16 protein-coding genes are annotated in these 15055 nt (G+C 69.1%); 12 read left to right on the forward strand and 4 right to left on the reverse strand.

Annotated features, from left to right (window positions below; translation table 11 throughout):
- Positions 1 to 5: 5 nt before the first annotated feature.
- Both BLS11_RS01690 and BLS11_RS01695 read right to left on the reverse strand, forming a co-directional pair.
- Positions 6 to 983, reverse strand: a complete 978-nt coding sequence (locus BLS11_RS01690) for a DUF6199 family natural product biosynthesis protein (protein WP_092531980.1) — start codon at positions 981 to 983, stop codon at positions 6 to 8.
- Positions 984 to 1010: 27 nt separating this feature from the next.
- Complete coding sequence (locus BLS11_RS01695; protein WP_092531983.1) at positions 1011 to 1505, reverse strand: pyridoxamine 5'-phosphate oxidase family protein; 495 nt, start codon at positions 1503 to 1505, stop codon at positions 1011 to 1013.
- 93 nt (positions 1506 to 1598) lie between these two features.
- Between BLS11_RS01695 and arcS the strand changes: the two genes are divergently transcribed.
- Positions 1599 to 3401: an archaeosine synthase subunit alpha gene (arcS, locus tag BLS11_RS01700; protein WP_092531986.1), complete on the forward strand. Its 1803-nt coding sequence runs from the start codon at positions 1599 to 1601 to the stop codon at positions 3399 to 3401.
- A gap of 113 nt (positions 3402 to 3514) precedes the next feature.
- Positions 3515 to 3985, forward strand: a complete 471-nt coding sequence (locus BLS11_RS01705) for a hypothetical protein (RefSeq protein WP_092531989.1) — start codon at positions 3515 to 3517, stop codon at positions 3983 to 3985.
- 36 nt (positions 3986 to 4021) lie between these two features.
- Here the strand turns inward: BLS11_RS01705 and BLS11_RS01710 are convergent, their stop codons facing one another.
- Positions 4022 to 5368: a WD40/YVTN/BNR-like repeat-containing protein gene (locus tag BLS11_RS01710; protein WP_092531992.1), complete on the reverse strand. Its 1347-nt coding sequence runs from the start codon at positions 5366 to 5368 to the stop codon at positions 4022 to 4024.
- A gap of 127 nt (positions 5369 to 5495) precedes the next feature.
- Between BLS11_RS01710 and BLS11_RS01715 the strand changes: the two genes are divergently transcribed.
- From BLS11_RS01715 to BLS11_RS01760, 10 genes are all read left to right on the forward strand, one after another.
- Positions 5496 to 7538 (forward strand): hydantoinase/oxoprolinase family protein, encoded by a 2043-nt coding sequence (locus BLS11_RS01715; RefSeq protein ID WP_092531995.1) that lies wholly within the window; start codon positions 5496 to 5498, stop codon positions 7536 to 7538.
- Positions 7535 to 9274 carry a hydantoinase B/oxoprolinase family protein gene (locus BLS11_RS01720; protein WP_092531998.1) on the forward strand — a complete coding sequence of 580 codons (1740 nt, stop codon included), beginning with the start codon at positions 7535 to 7537 and terminating at the stop codon, positions 9272 to 9274. Before BLS11_RS01715 ends, BLS11_RS01720 begins: the two co-directional genes overlap by 4 nt.
- Positions 9275 to 9387: 113 nt before the next feature.
- The gene (locus tag BLS11_RS01725; protein WP_092532001.1) at positions 9388 to 9669 is read left to right on the forward strand and encodes a DUF8103 family protein; all 282 of its coding nucleotides are present in this window, start codon (positions 9388 to 9390) and stop codon (positions 9667 to 9669) included.
- A 128-nt stretch (positions 9670 to 9797) separates the two neighbouring features.
- Positions 9798 to 10094: a helix-turn-helix domain-containing protein gene (locus tag BLS11_RS01730; RefSeq protein ID WP_092532004.1), complete on the forward strand. Its 297-nt coding sequence runs from the start codon at positions 9798 to 9800 to the stop codon at positions 10092 to 10094.
- 213 nt (positions 10095 to 10307) lie between these two features.
- Positions 10308 to 10709 (forward strand): DUF7971 family protein, encoded by a 402-nt coding sequence (locus BLS11_RS01735; RefSeq protein WP_092532007.1) that lies wholly within the window; start codon positions 10308 to 10310, stop codon positions 10707 to 10709.
- 69 nt (positions 10710 to 10778) lie between these two features.
- Entirely contained in the window at positions 10779 to 11057 is a 279-nt protein-coding gene (locus BLS11_RS01740) for a ubiquitin-like small modifier protein 1 (RefSeq protein WP_092532010.1), read from the forward strand.
- A gap of 2 nt (positions 11058 to 11059) precedes the next feature.
- On the forward strand, positions 11060 to 11335 hold the full coding sequence (locus tag BLS11_RS01745) for a MoaD-like domain-containing protein (RefSeq protein WP_092532013.1): 276 nt from the start codon (positions 11060 to 11062) through the stop codon (positions 11333 to 11335).
- Position 11336: 1 nt separating this feature from the next.
- On the forward strand, positions 11337 to 11723 hold the full coding sequence (locus BLS11_RS01750) for a DUF8048 family protein (RefSeq protein ID WP_092532016.1): 387 nt from the start codon (positions 11337 to 11339) through the stop codon (positions 11721 to 11723).
- Positions 11724 to 11829: 106 nt separating this feature from the next.
- On the forward strand, positions 11830 to 12564 hold the full coding sequence (locus tag BLS11_RS01755) for an AzlC family ABC transporter permease (RefSeq protein WP_092532019.1): 735 nt from the start codon (positions 11830 to 11832) through the stop codon (positions 12562 to 12564).
- On the forward strand, positions 12564 to 12902 hold the full coding sequence (locus BLS11_RS01760; protein ID WP_092532022.1) for an AzlD domain-containing protein: 339 nt from the start codon (positions 12564 to 12566) through the stop codon (positions 12900 to 12902). The genes BLS11_RS01755 and BLS11_RS01760 overlap by 1 nt, the downstream gene beginning before the upstream one ends.
- A gap of 119 nt (positions 12903 to 13021) precedes the next feature.
- Here BLS11_RS01760 and BLS11_RS01765 read toward each other — a convergent pair whose 3' ends face one another.
- Positions 13022 to 15007, reverse strand: a complete 1986-nt coding sequence (locus BLS11_RS01765) for an aldehyde ferredoxin oxidoreductase family protein (RefSeq protein ID WP_092532025.1) — start codon at positions 15005 to 15007, stop codon at positions 13022 to 13024.
- Positions 15008 to 15055: the final 48 nt, after the last annotated feature.

Below are 15055 nucleotides of genomic sequence, written 5' to 3' on the forward strand. Positions count from 1 at the left end.
CCGCCTCAGACCAGAAGCGCCGGGCCGCCGGTGAGGACGTAGCCGAGTCCGACGAACGCGAGTCCGCCGAACCGGTGGAGCGCGACGTACCACTCCTCGGGTTCGACCGACCGGGTGTTCCTGAAGCCGATGAGTTCGAACTGCTTGTTGAACTCTATCACCTCTCGCGGTGCCACGAGGAACGGAGCGCCGAGGGCGGCGAGAACGACGCCGTAGCCGACCGCTTGCGCGGGCATCGGTCCGAGCGAGTTGCCGACGACGGAGGCGACGCCGAGCAGTATCGCGGGGCCGACGGCGGCGGCGACGGCCCGCCCGCGCGAGACGCCGCGCACCCGCCGGGCCACTCCCGCGAAGACGTACGCGGACCACGCGAGGGCGGCGAGGGAGAGGGCGGTGAGCGGTTCGCTCCCGAACCCGACGAGAATCGACCGGACGGCGGCGGCGACGCCGTCGAGCGTTCCGGGGAACGCGAACGTCCGGGCGGCGCGTTCGACGAGGTACGGGCGGGCGGCCGCGGGGAGGAGGAACGGGACGAACCCCCACCCCGTCCCCGCGAGAACGTCCCGGAACGACCCCGACGCCTTCGACGCGCCGGTGAGTGCCCAGAGGACGGCCGCGGCGACGGGCCACGAGAACGCGACGGCGAGGCCGAAGGGGACGACGAGGCCCGACGCCGTACTCGCGGCGCGCGCTCCGAGGCTCTTCTGGACGGTTCGCGGTTCGTCGCACGCGGACGGCGTCCCGTTGAGAATCTCGCTCTCGAAGTCGTTGCCGTCGCAGAACACGTCCGCGGGCCGTTCGGGGTTATCGACCGTCACGGTGCCGGAGACGTGCGCCTCGAAGACGGGGACGGTGGCGGAGACGCTCCACCCCACGAGGACGGCGACGGCGAAGACGACGACTGCGGCCAGCGCCGGGTTGGCAGGGTCGTCCGCGCGGAACGGGAGGAACAGTCGGATCAACGGGTCGGGGAGGGCGGACATCGCCCGACCGTTTCGCGGTACGAAATATCAGTCTTTCTTACTTTCTCCCGCGCCGTCCGCCGGGTCCGCGCCCCGCATTCTGGCCGTGTAGTCCCAGGCGTGCAGTCGTTCGGGGGTGACGCGGATGCGCACCTCCTCGCGGTCGTTCGAGAGCAACCGCCCGGCGAGTTCGCTTTCGGTGCCGCCGAGGTACCGTTCCAGCAACGACCGGAGCAGCGCCTTCCCCTCGTCGGGTTCGACGGTCGCCGTCCCCCGCCCGCGGACGCCGCGGTACGGCGGGTCGTTCTCGGACACCTCGAACGCCACCTCGGGGTCGTTCCGGAGGTACCGAACCACGTCCGCGTCCGCACCGGTCGCACAGCGCAGTTCGGGCGTTCCGTCGGGGTCGTCGCTCCACTCGTACCAGAGCGACAGCATCCACGGGTGGCCCTCGGGCGTCCGACAGGAGATTCGGACCGGAACCGTCGCCTCGCGGAGGTACTCGGCCGCCTCGGACTTAGACCACGGGCCGGTCAGGTTCACGGCCGTCGGTACGGGCGGGATGCGGAAAAAACCGCGAGGTGCCGGTCGTCGGAGAAAGGAAGATAGTTCACCCTCCGCGGCCGACTCCGACCCATGACCGAGTATTTCGAGGTTCACTCGCGGGACGGGGCCGCCCGCATCGGCGAACTTCGCCTGTCGGACCCCGTCACGACGCCCGCCCTCGTAGACGTTTCCGAACCGCGTTCGGAAGCCCGCGAGACGCAGTCTCGCGAAGGGTACGTCGAGGACGCGGGTAGTCTCTGGGCCAAAGAACGGGAGGTTCCCGAGGGGTCCGAGGACGTTCTCACCGTCCTCCCCCACCGGGCGTTCCCGGCCGGGACGGACGAACGGGTCCAGGAGTCGTTCGCCGTCGAGTATCCCGACGTGGACTACCCGCACGCCGCCGTCGTCACCGCCGAGACGGCCGACGACTACGGCGCGGACGCGTACATCGTCGCCGACGCGCAGGGGTTCGTCGGCCACGCCGCCGCCTTCGAAGAGGAGATTCGCGCCGTGAAGGAGGCGACGCCCGCCGACACCGCTCTCTACCTCTCCGGCGTCGCCACCCCGCGGAACGCCGCGACGCTGATTTACGCCGGCGTGGACCTCCTCGATTCGAAACTCGCCCGCGTGAAGGGACGGGAGGGGTTCTATCTCACCAGCGAGAACGAGTACTTCCTCGAGGACTTGGACGAACTCCCCTGCTCCTGTTCGGCGTGTCGGACGCCCCGAGAGGAGTTCACGCGCGCCGACTGCGCCGAACACAACGTCAACGCCCTCCGGACGGAACTGGCGACGGTTCGCCGCCGCGTCCGCGACGGCCGCCTCCGCGACTACGTCGAGGGGCAGGCGCGCCACGACCAGTGGCTCACGGCGGCGTTCCGCGAGTTCGACCAGCAGTACGGCTACCTCGAAGAGCGGACGCCGCTCATCCGCAACGCCGAACTTTCAGCGGCCACCTCGGACACCATCCGCCGCGTCGAGATTCAGCGGTTCGCCGAACGGGTGACGACGCGGTACAGGAACCGCTTCCGGAACCCCCTCGTGTTGGTCCCCTGTTCGGCGAAGAAGCCCTACAGCGAGTCCCAGAGTCACGGCCAGTTCCACGACGCCGTGCAGTTCCGCGGCCACCTCGCCTCGATGACCTCTCCCATCGGCGTCGTCCCGCAGGAACTCGAACTCACCTACCCCGCCCAGCACTACGATTCGGTGGTGACCGGCCGGTGGTCCGAGGACGAAAAGCAGTTCGTCGCGACGGTTCTGCGGCGATACCTCGAACGCAACGACTACCCGCGGGTCATCGCGCACGTCCCCGACCACGGCTACCGCGACATCTGCGAACGCGTCGAAGCGGCGGTCGACGTGCCGTTCGAGTACACCGTCGAGGACCACCCGACGGCGACCGAGTCCATCTCGAACCTGATGTCCGCCCTCGACGGCGAACTGAAGTACTCGAAACGGGAGCGAGAACACAACACCGTCAAAGCCCTCGCGGACTACCAGTTCGGGCCGGGCGCGGGCGACGACCTGTTCGCCGACGCGGACGTGTCGATGACGAGTCGCTACCCCAAACTGCAGGTTCGAGACGGCGAGGGCGAACAGCTCGCGACGATGGTGCCGCAGTACGGCGTCCTCTCCTTTACGCTCCGCGGCGCGCGGACGTGGGTGGAGTCGGACGCGCCGACCAAGCGCGTCGAGATAGACAACTTCGCGCCGCACGGAAGCGTCCTCGCGCCGGGCGTCGTGGACGCGGACGACGACATCCGCGTCGGCGACGAAGTCGTCGTCGAGGGGCCGAAGGCGTTCGCCGTCGGCCGCGCGGAGATGTTCGGCCGCGAGATGGCGGAAAGCACCCGCGGCGTCGCCGTCCAGATTCGCCACGTCGAAGAGAGGTAGCCCGCGCGCCGCCTTCACGTTGAGAACGCTGACGGCACTCGGACCGACTCTCGGGCTGTCAGCCGGCTTACGAGACGAGAAAGGCTTTACCGAATCTACTCGTCGGCCCGAGCATGGGTACTCTCCGTTCTCCCGTCTCCGTCTCCGCCTCCGGGAGGTGGTCTGCGTACGCGGGTCTCTACACGTTCGCCTTCGCGACGGCGACGGCGTTGCTCCTCGACCAGATACTGTCGCTGTTCGCGGCGATCGTCGGCATCCCCACGGAACTGTGGGCGGCCACGTTCGCGACTCCGACGCTCGTCGTCGGGCCGGTCGTCTGGTGGGTCGTCGTCGAACGCCGCGAGTCGTACGCGTACCGCTTCGGGGGCGCGTTCGGGCTACTCACCGCTCTGCTCACGGGACTCGTCTGGACGCTCCGGTTCGTGAGCGTCTGGGGGGTCGAGATGGTGACGGTCGGCTACGTCCCTCTCCTCGTCGCCGTTCTATTCGGCGTCGCCGCCGTCGCGGGCACCCTCGCGGGAGTTCCCCTGATGTACGCTCGGCGTCGGTCGAACGCCGGCCCGCCGGACGAAAGCGACCCGTAGTCGCGAGTCCGTCGTTCGGAGGCGGGTCCTCGCGCGCTACGTCCGACTCCCGCGACGCCGAACGACGCCTCCGTCTCCGACGACGACGGCCGCAGACGCCTCGACGGCCGCCCCGCGCATCGACGCCGACGTCGGCGCGTCGCGTCGGTCCCACTCGCCCGCCCGCACCCGTTCGTACACCGACCCGTCGTCCGCGCAGGAAACCGCAAGTACCTCCGACGCGGCAACAGCGGTGAGCGTCCTCTCTCCCGCGCGTTCGGGCGTCCACGTCGTCCCGTCGTTCCGGTGTACCACGCCGTCGTCGGCGGCGACGAGGCACGTCCGGGGTCCGGTCGCCGCCGCGTCCGCGAGCGTTCCGTCCGCCCCGACGGGACCGACCGACTCGAACGTCCGCCCGCCGTCTTCCGTCCGGTACGCGCCGTCGTTCGTGTCGCAGACGTAGCCTACCTCGTCGTCGCGGAGGACGACGCCCGCGATGCTCGACCCGCTACCGGGCTTCACCGGGTCGTCCCACGAGAGTTCTCCCTCCCGGTAGCGCCCCCGGCGGATTCGCCCGGACCCGTCGGCGAGGAGGACCGTCTCGACGCCGGATTCGCCCGCCGCGGCGACGGCCGCCACGTTCGACGTGTCGCCGTCCGGCGCGGAGTAATCGACGTGCCGGCCGGTTTCGGGGTCGATACGACCGACCGCGCCGCCGTCGCCCGCGACCCAGACGCCGCCGTCGGTGACGGCATCGACGCCGCGAAGCGCGTTGCCTCCCGCGCCGGGGCCGTCCGAGAGGACGACGCGCCAGTCGTCCCCGCCGGACCCGGCGACGACGACGCCCCCGGACCCGACGGCGTAGGCGTCCCCGCCCGCTATCGCGGCGTCGAACAGCGTTTCGTCCGTCGGGGAGTCGACGGCGGTCCACTCGGGGCCCGAGGTGGACGGTTCCGGGGACTCCGGGTCGGCCGACTCGGCCGGTTCGGCGCGGTCGGCGCGGTCGGCCGGTTCGGATTCGTCGGAACTCGCGGTTTCCGTCGTCCTCGCGACTTCGGCCGTCGGTCGTTCCGCCGTCGGTTGTTCGGTCGCCGACTGGCCTGCCGTCGCCTTCGCCTCCGCCCCGCCGTTCGTCCCCGTCGCTCCCCCCGCGCCTCTCCCAGTCGGGCGTGCGTCCGTCTCGTCCGACGCCTCCGCCTCTGCCTCCGGTTCCGCCGAGTATCGGAGGTACTGCACGACCAACGGGACGAGGTACGCCGCGATGGCGACGACGGCGAACAGGCGGTGGAGGGTGGTCAGCGTCCCGAACGCCGTGAGGGCGACGGTCGCGAGGGCGTGGACCCACGTCTTCGTGTACTGCCGGTAGAACGTGACGAAGTCGTCGCCGCCCTCGTGACGGGTCATCGTTCGGTCTTCTCCCTCGACGCGCTTGAGGGCTTTCGCCGGTCGCCGAGATGCGAACGTTCAGTTGCGTCGCCGCACACACCGGACGTATGCGAGCGAACGACACGAACGGTCGAGGTGGCTCCCGGTGACGGAGGAGACGCGCGTCGGCGTCGACGTCGGCGGGACGTTCACCGACGTGGTCACCGTCCGCGACGGGCGGTTGGGCGTCAGGAAGGTCCCCTCCACGCCCGACGCGCCGGAACGCGGCGTCTCGAACGGACTGGACGCCGCCCGCGACGAGGAGGGCGTCGACGCGTCCGACATCGGCTTCTTCGGCCACGGGACGACGGTGGCGACGAACGCCGTCCTCGAAGGCGAGTGGGCCGACACCGCCCTCGTGACGACGGCGGGGTTCCGCGACGCCCTCGAAATCGGTCGGCAGAACCGACCGGACATCTACGACTTTCAGGTGGAGAAACCGGACCCGGTGGTCGAACGCGACGGGCGATACGAGGTGCGCGGCCGGGTGGACGAACGCGGCGAGGAGTTGGAACCGCTGAACGAGGACGACGCGCGCGCCGTCGCCGCCGAACTGCGCGAGTCGGGCGTCGAGAGCGTCGCCGTCTCCCTCCTGTTTCCCTTCGAGAACGACGCCCACGAGCGTCGCGTCCGCGAGATTCTCCGGGAGGAGGGCGTCGACGCGTCCGTCTCCCTGTCGTCTTCGGTCCTCCCCGAGATTCGGGAGTACGAGCGCACGCTGACGACGGCGCTGAACGCCGCCCTCAAGCCGGTGATGGACCGCTACATCGGCAACCTCTCCGCGGATATCCGCGAGGCGGGCGTCTCCGCGCCCCTGAAGATAATGCAGTCGAACGGCGGCATCATCACCGCCGAGGCGGCGCGGGAACGCCCGGTGAACACGCTCCTCTCCGGCCCGGCGGCGGGCGTGCAGGGCGCGACGCACGTCGCGACGGAGTGCGGGTTCGAGGACGTGGTGACGATGGACATGGGCGGCACCTCCTGCGACGTCTCCCTGGTCACCGGCGGCGACCCCCTCGTGACGACGGAGACGGACGTCGGCGACTACCCCGTCTCCGTCCCGACGGTGGACGTCCACACCGTCGGCGCGGGCGGCGGGTCCATCGCGTGGGTGGACGCCGGCGGCGCACTCCGCGTCGGCCCGCGTTCGGCGGGCGCAGACCCCGGCCCCATCTGCTACGGGCGGGGCGGCACCGACCCCACCATCACGGACGCGCACCTCCTCCTCGGGCGCATCGACCCCGAGGCGTTCCTCGCGGACGACCTCTCGGGGGCGCGTTCGGCGGTCGAGTCGGCGTTCGAGTCGCTGGCCGAGGAGACGGGGACGACGCCCGAGGCGGCGGCGCAGGGCGTCCTCGACGTTGCGAACGCGAACATGGAACGGGCGCTCCGGGTCGTCAGCGTCGAACGCGGCTACGACCCCCGCGAGTTCGCCATCGTCGCGTTCGGCGGGGCGGGACCCCTCCACGCGACGGAACTCGCGGACGCCCTCGACGTGCCGCGCGTCGTCGTCCCCCGGACGGCGGGCGTCCTCTCGGCGCTCGGACTCCTCATCAGCGACGTGCTCTACGATTACAGCACCTCCCGCGTCCGCCCCTTCTCGGACGTCGACCCCCGCGACGTTCGCGACGCGTTCGCGGAGTTCGTCGAAGACGGCCGCGAACGACTGGAGAGCGAGGGGTTCGCCGGCGAGACGGCGCGGTTCGAGGCGTCCGTGGACCTGCGGTACGCCGGGCAGTCCTTCGAACTCTCGGTTCCGGTGGACCCCGAGTTCGACGCCGACTCCCTCGCGGACGCCCGCGAACGGTTCCACGAGGCGCACGAACGGCGCTACGGGCACGCCTATCCGGAGGAACCGGTCGAACTCGTCACGCTGCGACTCCGCGCGCGCGGACTCGTCTCGCCGCCGGACCTCGACCCCGAGGCGCGGGAGGGGTCGGTGGCGGACGCGGTGAGCGAGACGCGCCGCGTCGTCCTCGACGGCGAGGCGTTCGACGCCCGCGTGTACGACCGGACGCGACTCCCGACGGACGCCGCCTTCGAGGGGCCGGCCGTCGTCGAGGGCGAGGAGAGTACGACCGTCGTCCACCCCGACCAGACCGTGCGGGTCGACGAGGCGGCCAACCTCGTCGTGGAGGTGGGCGAGTGAGCGACGAATCGTCTCCCTCTCGTTCCGACGGCGTCGACCCGGTGACGCTGGAAGTCGTCCGCAACGCCTGCGAGGCCATCGCCGAGGAGATGAACGCGAACCTCGTGCGGACGGGCTACTCGCCGAACATCAAGGAACGCCGCGACTGTTCGACCGCCCTGTTCGACGCCGACGGCGAGATGATAGCGCAGGCGGAGACGATGCCCGTCCACCTCGGCGCGATGCCCTTTTCGGTCCGGGCGGCGGTGGACCGCTTCCCGCCCGAGACGTTGGAACCGGGCGACGCCGTCCTCCTGAACGACCCGTTCCGCGGCGGGGCGCACCTCCCCGATTTGACGCTGGTCTCGCCGGTGTTCCGCGGCGGGGAGGTTATCGCGTACGCGGCCAACCGCGCGCACCACGCCGACATCGGCGGCGCGCGGGCCGGAAGCGTCGCCGCCGACTCCACGGAGATATACCAAGAGGGCCTCCGCATCCCGCCGGTGAAGTTCGTCGAGGCGGGCGAGACGAACGAGGACGTACTGGAACTGATTCTGGCGAACGTGCGAACGCCGGAGGAACGGCGCGGCGACCTGCGGGCCCAAGAGGCGGCGAACGCCACCGGCCGACGGCGGTTTTCCGACCTCGCGGCGGAACGCGGCGACGAACTCCACGCGGCGTTGGAGGCCGTCAAGGACTACTCCGAACGGCGGATGCGGGCGGAGATAGCCGAGTTGCCCGACGGCACCTACGAGTTCGCCGACGTACTGGACGACGACGGGCGGGGCAACGAGGACCTGCCCGTCGAGGTGGCCGTCACCGTCGACGGCGACGAGGTTGTCGTGGACTTCGAGGGAACCGCGCCGCAGACGGAAGGGCCGGTCAACGCCGTCTTCGCCGTCACCGCGTCGGCGACGTACTACGCCGTGCGGTGCGTGACGGACCCCGACATCCCGCCGAATCACGGCTGTTACCGCCCGGTGACCATCGACGCGCCGGAGGGGACCATCGTGAACCCGACGCCGCCCGCGGCCGTCGTCGGCGGTAACTTGGAGACGAGTCAGCGGGTGACGGACGCCGTCCTCGGCGCGTTCGGAAGCGTCGTCCCCGACCGGGTCGTCGCCGGGTCCCAGGGGACGATGAACAACGTCACCTTCGGCGGGACGGACCCTCGCGACGGGACGCCGTACGCGTTCTACGAGACGCAGGGCGGCGGGTTCGGGGGCCGTGCCGGAAGCGACGGGTTGGACGCCGTCCACGTCCACATGTCGAACACGATGAACACGCCCGCGGAGGTGTTGGAGACGGCGTATCCGCTCCGAGTCGAACGGTACGAACTCCGCCCCGACTCCGGCGGCGCGGGGGAGTTCCGCGGCGGATTGGGCCTCCGGCGCGACATCCGCGTCCGCGACCACGAAGCGACGTTCAGTTTGCTGGCGGACCGACGGACGCACGCGCCGTACGGACTCGACGGCGGCGAGGACGGCGCGTCCGGACTGGACGCCCTCGTGGACGACGACGGCGAGATTGTAGAGCGACTCCCCGGCAAGACCACCCGAACCCTCCCGCCCGGAAGCGTCGTCAGCATCCGAACGCCGGGGGCGGGCGGGTACGGCGCGCCCGAAGACCGGGACCCGGCGGCCCTCGCCGCGGACCTCCGCCTCGGGAACGTGACGGAGGCGGCGGCGCGGGCGAGGTACGGCGACGCCCTCGTCGACGACGCGGTGGACACGTTCGCGGACGAATCAGACGGGTAACGCCCGATTAAGCCGAGTCCGCGGACCTAAACCGGCCGTTCTTCTCCGCGATTTCGTTGCTTTTCCTTGAACAGTCACAACATTCAATACCAACAGACTACCAGCCTGACACGATGAGCCACCGTTCCGACGCGACCGCAGACCTCCTGGAGGAACTTCCGGACGGAGACGCCCTCGATTGGACCGCCGTTCGGAGCCTCCTGACTGCGAACGCCGAAACCACGCGGGCCCTCGAGGCGTACTTCGTCCGCGCGCAGTACCGCGACGACGACTCGTCCGACCTCTCGCCCGCGAAAGAGCACATTCGCGAGGCCATCGACCGCCACGAGTCCATCGTCGAAAACCTCGAACTCGCTCTCGCCGCCGCCGACGAACGCGAACGACTCGACGAGTGACCTAGGGTCGCCGCCCCGTCCCCCTCGCCCCGGTCGGATTTTATACTCTTTTTCAAGGGTTTAACTCCCGTTCATGACACTCAGATAAACAAGGCCTATTTATCCCCGGCCGAAGATTGTTCGCTCGTATGAAGCTGGCGGTCCCTACGGATTTCGATATCTTGGATGCCCTTTCCGACGGACGACGGAACACCGCCGTCAACCTCTCTTACGTGCTCGATAAAAATCGGTCGTACATCAACACCCGTCTCCCCATCCTCGCGGACTACGAACTGGTGGAGCGTGTTGGTCCCGCGCCGAACTCCGGGCTCTACGAGATCACCGAGAAGGGGCGAGTCGTTGTCGAACTGCGCGACAAGTACCGAACCGACGGCGTCGACTTCGACGAACTCGTCGCGGAACGACTCGCAGAGCGAACCGAGTAACCCTTCTGCGGGGCGGGCGGGTGCGCCCGCGAACGACTCACTGCCAGCTTCACCCCCTTTCATCAACGCCGTCCTACCGTCAGTATGCACCGGTCGTGCTACGGACCGTCCGCGGGCGGCGTCCCCGTTTTTAGACTGTGTGGCGGCGGTACCGTCTTCCAACTCTCTCCGCCGTCCCGCGACTTTTTCATCCGGCGGGCCGAGTACCCGCGTATGGTTGAGGACTCCGAGCGAGAACTCTCTCTGGGCGTTCCCCAGCAGATACTCGACTCGCTCCCCGAAGACGGGGGTAACGCCGAGGCCGACATGAAGCGAGCGGTCGGCGGCCTCGAATCCCGGCTGAACCGACTCCTCGTGGAGGCCGAAAGCGACGCGCAGGCGGCGGGTCACGTCGTCGATTTCGTCGAACACCTCGAAGACCGGATGGAGACGTACGACGAGTTCGTCCCCGAACTCCGCGCGTGGGGGCAGTCGCCCATCTACGCCATCGCGTGGCGCAACCTGCAGGCCGACCTCATCATGCAGATACACGAACACGAGTGGTTGGCCGACCACATCGACCGGGAACGGAATTACCGCCTCGTCGAGGACGGCATCCGGTTCGGCAAGCGCTGACGGCGAGACTGCGCGACGGCGGGACGGTACGGCGCGCACCTTTTTGCCCGGCGAGACGCATCGAGACGTATGGACGTACAGCTACGGTTCTTCGCCACGTTCCGCGAGGCCGTCGGTTCGAAGACCATCGAACGCGAGTACGCCGAGGACGCCACCGTCGGCGACGTCCTCCGCGCCCTCGAAGACGAGTTCGACGGTCTGTCGGGCCAACTGCTCGAAGACGGGCACGTCCGTTCGCAGGTGAACGTGCTCCGGAACGGACGGGACGTCGAGTACCAAGACGGGGCGGAGACGCGATTCGAGTCGGGCGACACGCTCAGCGTGTTCCCGCCCGTCGCGGGGGGATAGCCGTGTCCGACGACGCGGCGACGGCCACGCGCGAGAAGTCCTTCCGCGGCATCTCGAAGCGACTCGCCAGACACTACCTCGGAAACTTGGGCGGCAAAGAGGTAGACGAAGACACCGTCGTCGCCGACGACTGGCGGGCGACGCTCGATTCCGGGAAGGTGTCCGTCGGGCCGACGATGTCGCTGACGGAGGTGACGGTGTCGTTCGAGGGCGACCCCGAGGTGCTGGACGGACTCGTCGAACGCTTCTCGCAGAAGGCCATGCGCGCCGGGGGCTAACGTGGACGAAGACGCCGTAGACGACGCCGAACTCCCCCTCGACGGCGACGTACTCGTCCTCGCGGGGGCGAAAGCCAGCGTCGCACCCGACAGACTCCCGGAACTCGTCCGCCGGGCGCAACGATTCCTCGCGTCCAGACTCGACGAGTACGAACGCACCTACGAGACCGTCGAGGACGACGGCGAACGCGCCGTCTTCCTCGTCCCGACGGGCTTTTGGGACGAGGTGGGGTCGGAACTCGGCCTCGAATCGCGCGAGGCCGACGCCCTCAGGCGGGCGCACGGCCAGCAACTCCGGCGCATCGGGTCGAAGGCGGACCGCAGAGAGGAGTTCGTCACCGCCCTCGAAATCCGGGAAGCCCTCGTCGTCGGCCGCGACTCCGCCTGACCGGCGGTCCTCGAACCGGCGATAATCCGCCGACTGCGCCGGGGAAAACCCGTCCGGACTTTCGAAACGATACCTGTTTGTGTGGGCGAGGGCGAATCCACAGTTCATGAACCTCCGCGTCCCCCCCGAGGTCCGACGCGGCGTCCGCGACGCGACGCCCGTCGCTCTCGGACTCGTCCCGTTCGGCCTCGTCTCGGGCGTCGCCGCCGTCGAGGCCGGACTCTCCTTCGCGCAGGCGATGGGGCTGTCCGTCCTCGTGTACGCGGGTACCTCGCAGTTGGCGGCTATCGACCTGTTGGGTCGGAACGCCGAACTCGCCGTCGTCGTCCTCACGGCGGTGGTCATCAACCTCCGGATGACGATGTACTCCGCCTCCATCGCGCCGTACTTCCGGTCGTTCAGCGCCCGGTGGAAGGCGCTCTGTTCGTACGTGCTGACGGACCAAGCGTACGCCCTCGCCATCGCCCGGTACGCGGAGGAGCAACTCGACCCCGCCGCGCGCCGGCGGTACTTCCTCAGCGCGGGCTTTTTCATCTGGTTCGTCTGGCAGGTCTGCACCGTCGCGGGCGTCCTCCTCGGGACGGGCGTCCCCGCCTCGTGGGGGTTGGAGTTCGCCGTCCCCCTCGTCTTTCTCGGCCTCCTCGTCCCCGTCGTCTCGAACGCGCCGGCCGTCTCCGCGGCGGTCGTCGGCGGGTCCGTCGCCGTCGTCGGCGAGGCCCTCGCCGTCCCGTTCAACCTCGGCCTGATGGCCGGGGCCGTCGCGGGCGTCCTCGCGGGCGTCGCCACCGAGGAACTCACCGGTGAGGTGCCGGAGGCGGGCCCCGAGGAGGTGGAGGGCTGATGGCGACCGACTACGGACCGCTCCCCGTCTGGGCCGTCATCGTCGCCGCCGGCGTCGCCACGTTCGCCATCCGGGGGTCGTTCGTCTACCTGTTCGGTCGCATCGACGAGGTGCCGGCGTCCGTCACGCGCGCACTCCGGTACGTCCCGCCCGCGGTGTTCGCCGCCCTCGTCGCGCCCTCGTTGATCGTCGTCGAGGGGTCCGTCGCCGTCGGCCCCGGCAACGAACGCCTCCTCGCGGGCGTCGTCGCCGCCGCCGTGACGTGGTACGCCGACAGCCTACTGGTCACCATCTCCGTCGGCATGGTGACGCTGTGGCTCCTGCGTTTCGTGGTCTGAGAGGCGCGAAAACGGAATCCGAAAACGTGGTGCGGGCGGTCCGACGCCGCCCGCGGGCGCGTCAGGTCGGGGTGGTCAGTCGTTGGCGGCGACGATTTCCGCCGCCACGGTCGGTGCGTTCAGTCGTCCGCGGGCGTCGCGCCGCCACCGCCGCGGGAGACGCCGGTTCCGGGCCCGACGTCGATGCCGAGTTCGTCGAGGCGTTCGTCGGGGACGACGCCGTCGACCCATCCGCGGCGCTCGTAGTACTCCTCTTTCATCTGGTCGAGTTCGCACAGTTCGCCCTCGGTGGCTCCCTGTCCGGGCATGGCGTTGTCGCCCTCGACGAACCGGTTCGGCAGGGAGTCGTCGGACCCGTCGAAGCCCGCGAGGTTGTTGTAGTACCGCTCCAGCGTGTAGATGCGGTCGCCCGCCTCCATCAGTTCGTCCTCCGTCAGGTCGCGGCCGGTCATGCCGTTGTACTGGGCGACGTACTCCTCGATACCCTCCGCGAAGGCGTTGAACTTGCAGATGTCGAAGCTGTCGGAGATGGCGTGCATGTCCTGGAACAGGGCGCACAGTTCGCCCTTCCCCTCCCACTCGTAGGGGTCCACCTTCTCGGGGATGCCGAGAATCTCCGCCGACGGCGTGTACCCGCGCAGGTGGCACGCGCCGCGGTTCGAGGTGGCGTACCCGATTCCCATCCCCTTCATGCAGCGGGGGTCGTAGGCGGGAATCGTCTGGCCCTTGACGGCCAGCGAGTTGTCCTCGGCGTCGCGTTCGTCGGCGATGCGCTTTGCACCTTTCGCGAGTAGGTCGCCGAGTTCCGTCTCGCGGTGGGCGATATCCTCCAAGACGTCCATCATGTGGTCTGCGTCGCCCCACTCGATGCCAGAGTGTGACTCCGTCCCACTAGCAGACGGGCGTAGCCCGTCGACCTCGTCTAAGTCGTCGAGTTTGCCCTCCTCGGTCATCTCCATCGCCATGGCGATCATGTTGCCCGCCTCGATGGTGTCGAGACCGAGGTCGTTGCACATGTCAATCATGACCGCAATCTTGTCGCGGTCGTCGTTCATCGAGTTCGGGCCGAGGGCGTACGCCGACTCGTACTCGTAGGACTCGCCGCGGACGTTCAGTTCCTCGCCCTTGCGTTCGATGGTGACCTCCGTCTCCTTCTTACAGGCGACGGGACAGGAGTGACACGTCGGCTCGTCCACGAGGATGTTCTCGCGGACGTTCTCGCCCGAGACGTTCTCCGGGTCCACGTTCACGTCGTCGGGCATCGCCTCCGCCTCGCTGTGCCCGGAGGTGAACTTCCCGTTGCGCACCGGGAGGCCGTCCATCTCCTCGGTCAGGTTCATCAGGACGTTCGTCCCGTACATCGAGAGGCCGCCCTCGTTCGGCGCGGTCACGTCGGACTCCGTGATGAGCTGCATCGCCTGCTGGTAGCCCTCGGTGAACGTCTCCGCGTCCGCGGGCTTGGGCATCTTCGTGCCCGACTTGATGACGATGGCCTTGAGGTTCTTCGACCCCATGACGCATCCCGTGCCGCCGCGACCGGACGCCCGGTCGTCCTCGTTGAGGATGGCGGCGTAGCGGACCTGATTCTCGCCGCCGGGACCGATGGCCATGAGGCTCATGTTCTTGCCGTACGACCCCTCGTGCTCCTCTTCGAGGGTGTCCCGCGTCTCGTGGACGCCCTTCCCCCACAGGTGGGAGGCGTCCCGGAGTTCGACTTCGCCGTCCTCGACGACGGCGTAGACGGGTTCGTCGGACTGCCCCTCGAAGAGCAAGCCGTCGAATCCGGACCACTTGAGGCGCGCGCCGGACCACCCGCCGTGGTGGGAGTCCGTCACCGTCCCCGTCAGCGGCGACTTGGTACACACCGCGATCCGACCGCTCATCGGGGCCTGCGTCCCCGTCAGCGGACCGTTCATGAACGCGAGGAGGTTCTCCGGCCCCAACGGGTCAACCTCCGGCCCCTTGTCGAAGACGTACTTGACGCCGAGTCCGCGGGCGCCGATGTACTTCTTGGCGTCCTCGTCGTCTACCCCCTCGTACCGCACCTCGCCCGACGAGAGGTCCACCCGAGCGACGTGGTCTTGGAATCCGCCTAATTCTGTCATGGTCGTTCGTGGTTAAGTACGCCCCGTACCCTGTTAGTCGTTACCACG

Source organism: Halopelagius longus, from assembly GCF_900100875.1.
Classification (GTDB): Archaea; Halobacteriota; Halobacteria; order Halobacteriales; family Haloferacaceae; genus Halopelagius; species Halopelagius longus.

What these genes read in the sequence shown, in the direction of transcription:
- BLS11_RS01690 (WP_092531980.1), bottom strand. Translation starts at nt 983, where the DNA reads ATGTCCGCCCTCCCCGACCCGTTGATCCGACTGTTCCTCCCGTTCCGC.
- arcS (WP_092531986.1), top strand. Translation starts at nt 1,599, where the DNA reads ATGACCGAGTATTTCGAGGTTCACTCGCGGGACGGGGCCGCCCGCATC.
- BLS11_RS01735 (WP_092532007.1), top strand. Translation starts at nt 10,308, where the DNA reads ATGGTTGAGGACTCCGAGCGAGAACTCTCTCTGGGCGTTCCCCAGCAG.
- BLS11_RS01765 (WP_092532025.1), bottom strand. Translation starts at nt 15,007, where the DNA reads ATGACAGAATTAGGCGGATTCCAAGACCACGTCGCTCGGGTGGACCTC.
- BLS11_RS01725 (WP_092532001.1), top strand. Translation starts at nt 9,388, where the DNA reads ATGAGCCACCGTTCCGACGCGACCGCAGACCTCCTGGAGGAACTTCCG.
- BLS11_RS01730 (WP_092532004.1), top strand. Translation starts at nt 9,798, where the DNA reads ATGAAGCTGGCGGTCCCTACGGATTTCGATATCTTGGATGCCCTTTCC.
- BLS11_RS01740 (WP_092532010.1), top strand. Translation starts at nt 10,779, where the DNA reads ATGGACGTACAGCTACGGTTCTTCGCCACGTTCCGCGAGGCCGTCGGT.
- BLS11_RS01705 (WP_092531989.1), top strand. Translation starts at nt 3,515, where the DNA reads ATGGGTACTCTCCGTTCTCCCGTCTCCGTCTCCGCCTCCGGGAGGTGG.
- BLS11_RS01755 (WP_092532019.1), top strand. Translation starts at nt 11,830, where the DNA reads ATGAACCTCCGCGTCCCCCCCGAGGTCCGACGCGGCGTCCGCGACGCG.
- BLS11_RS01710 (WP_092531992.1), bottom strand. Translation starts at nt 5,368, where the DNA reads ATGACCCGTCACGAGGGCGGCGACGACTTCGTCACGTTCTACCGGCAG.
- BLS11_RS01760 (WP_092532022.1), top strand. Translation starts at nt 12,564, where the DNA reads ATGGCGACCGACTACGGACCGCTCCCCGTCTGGGCCGTCATCGTCGCC.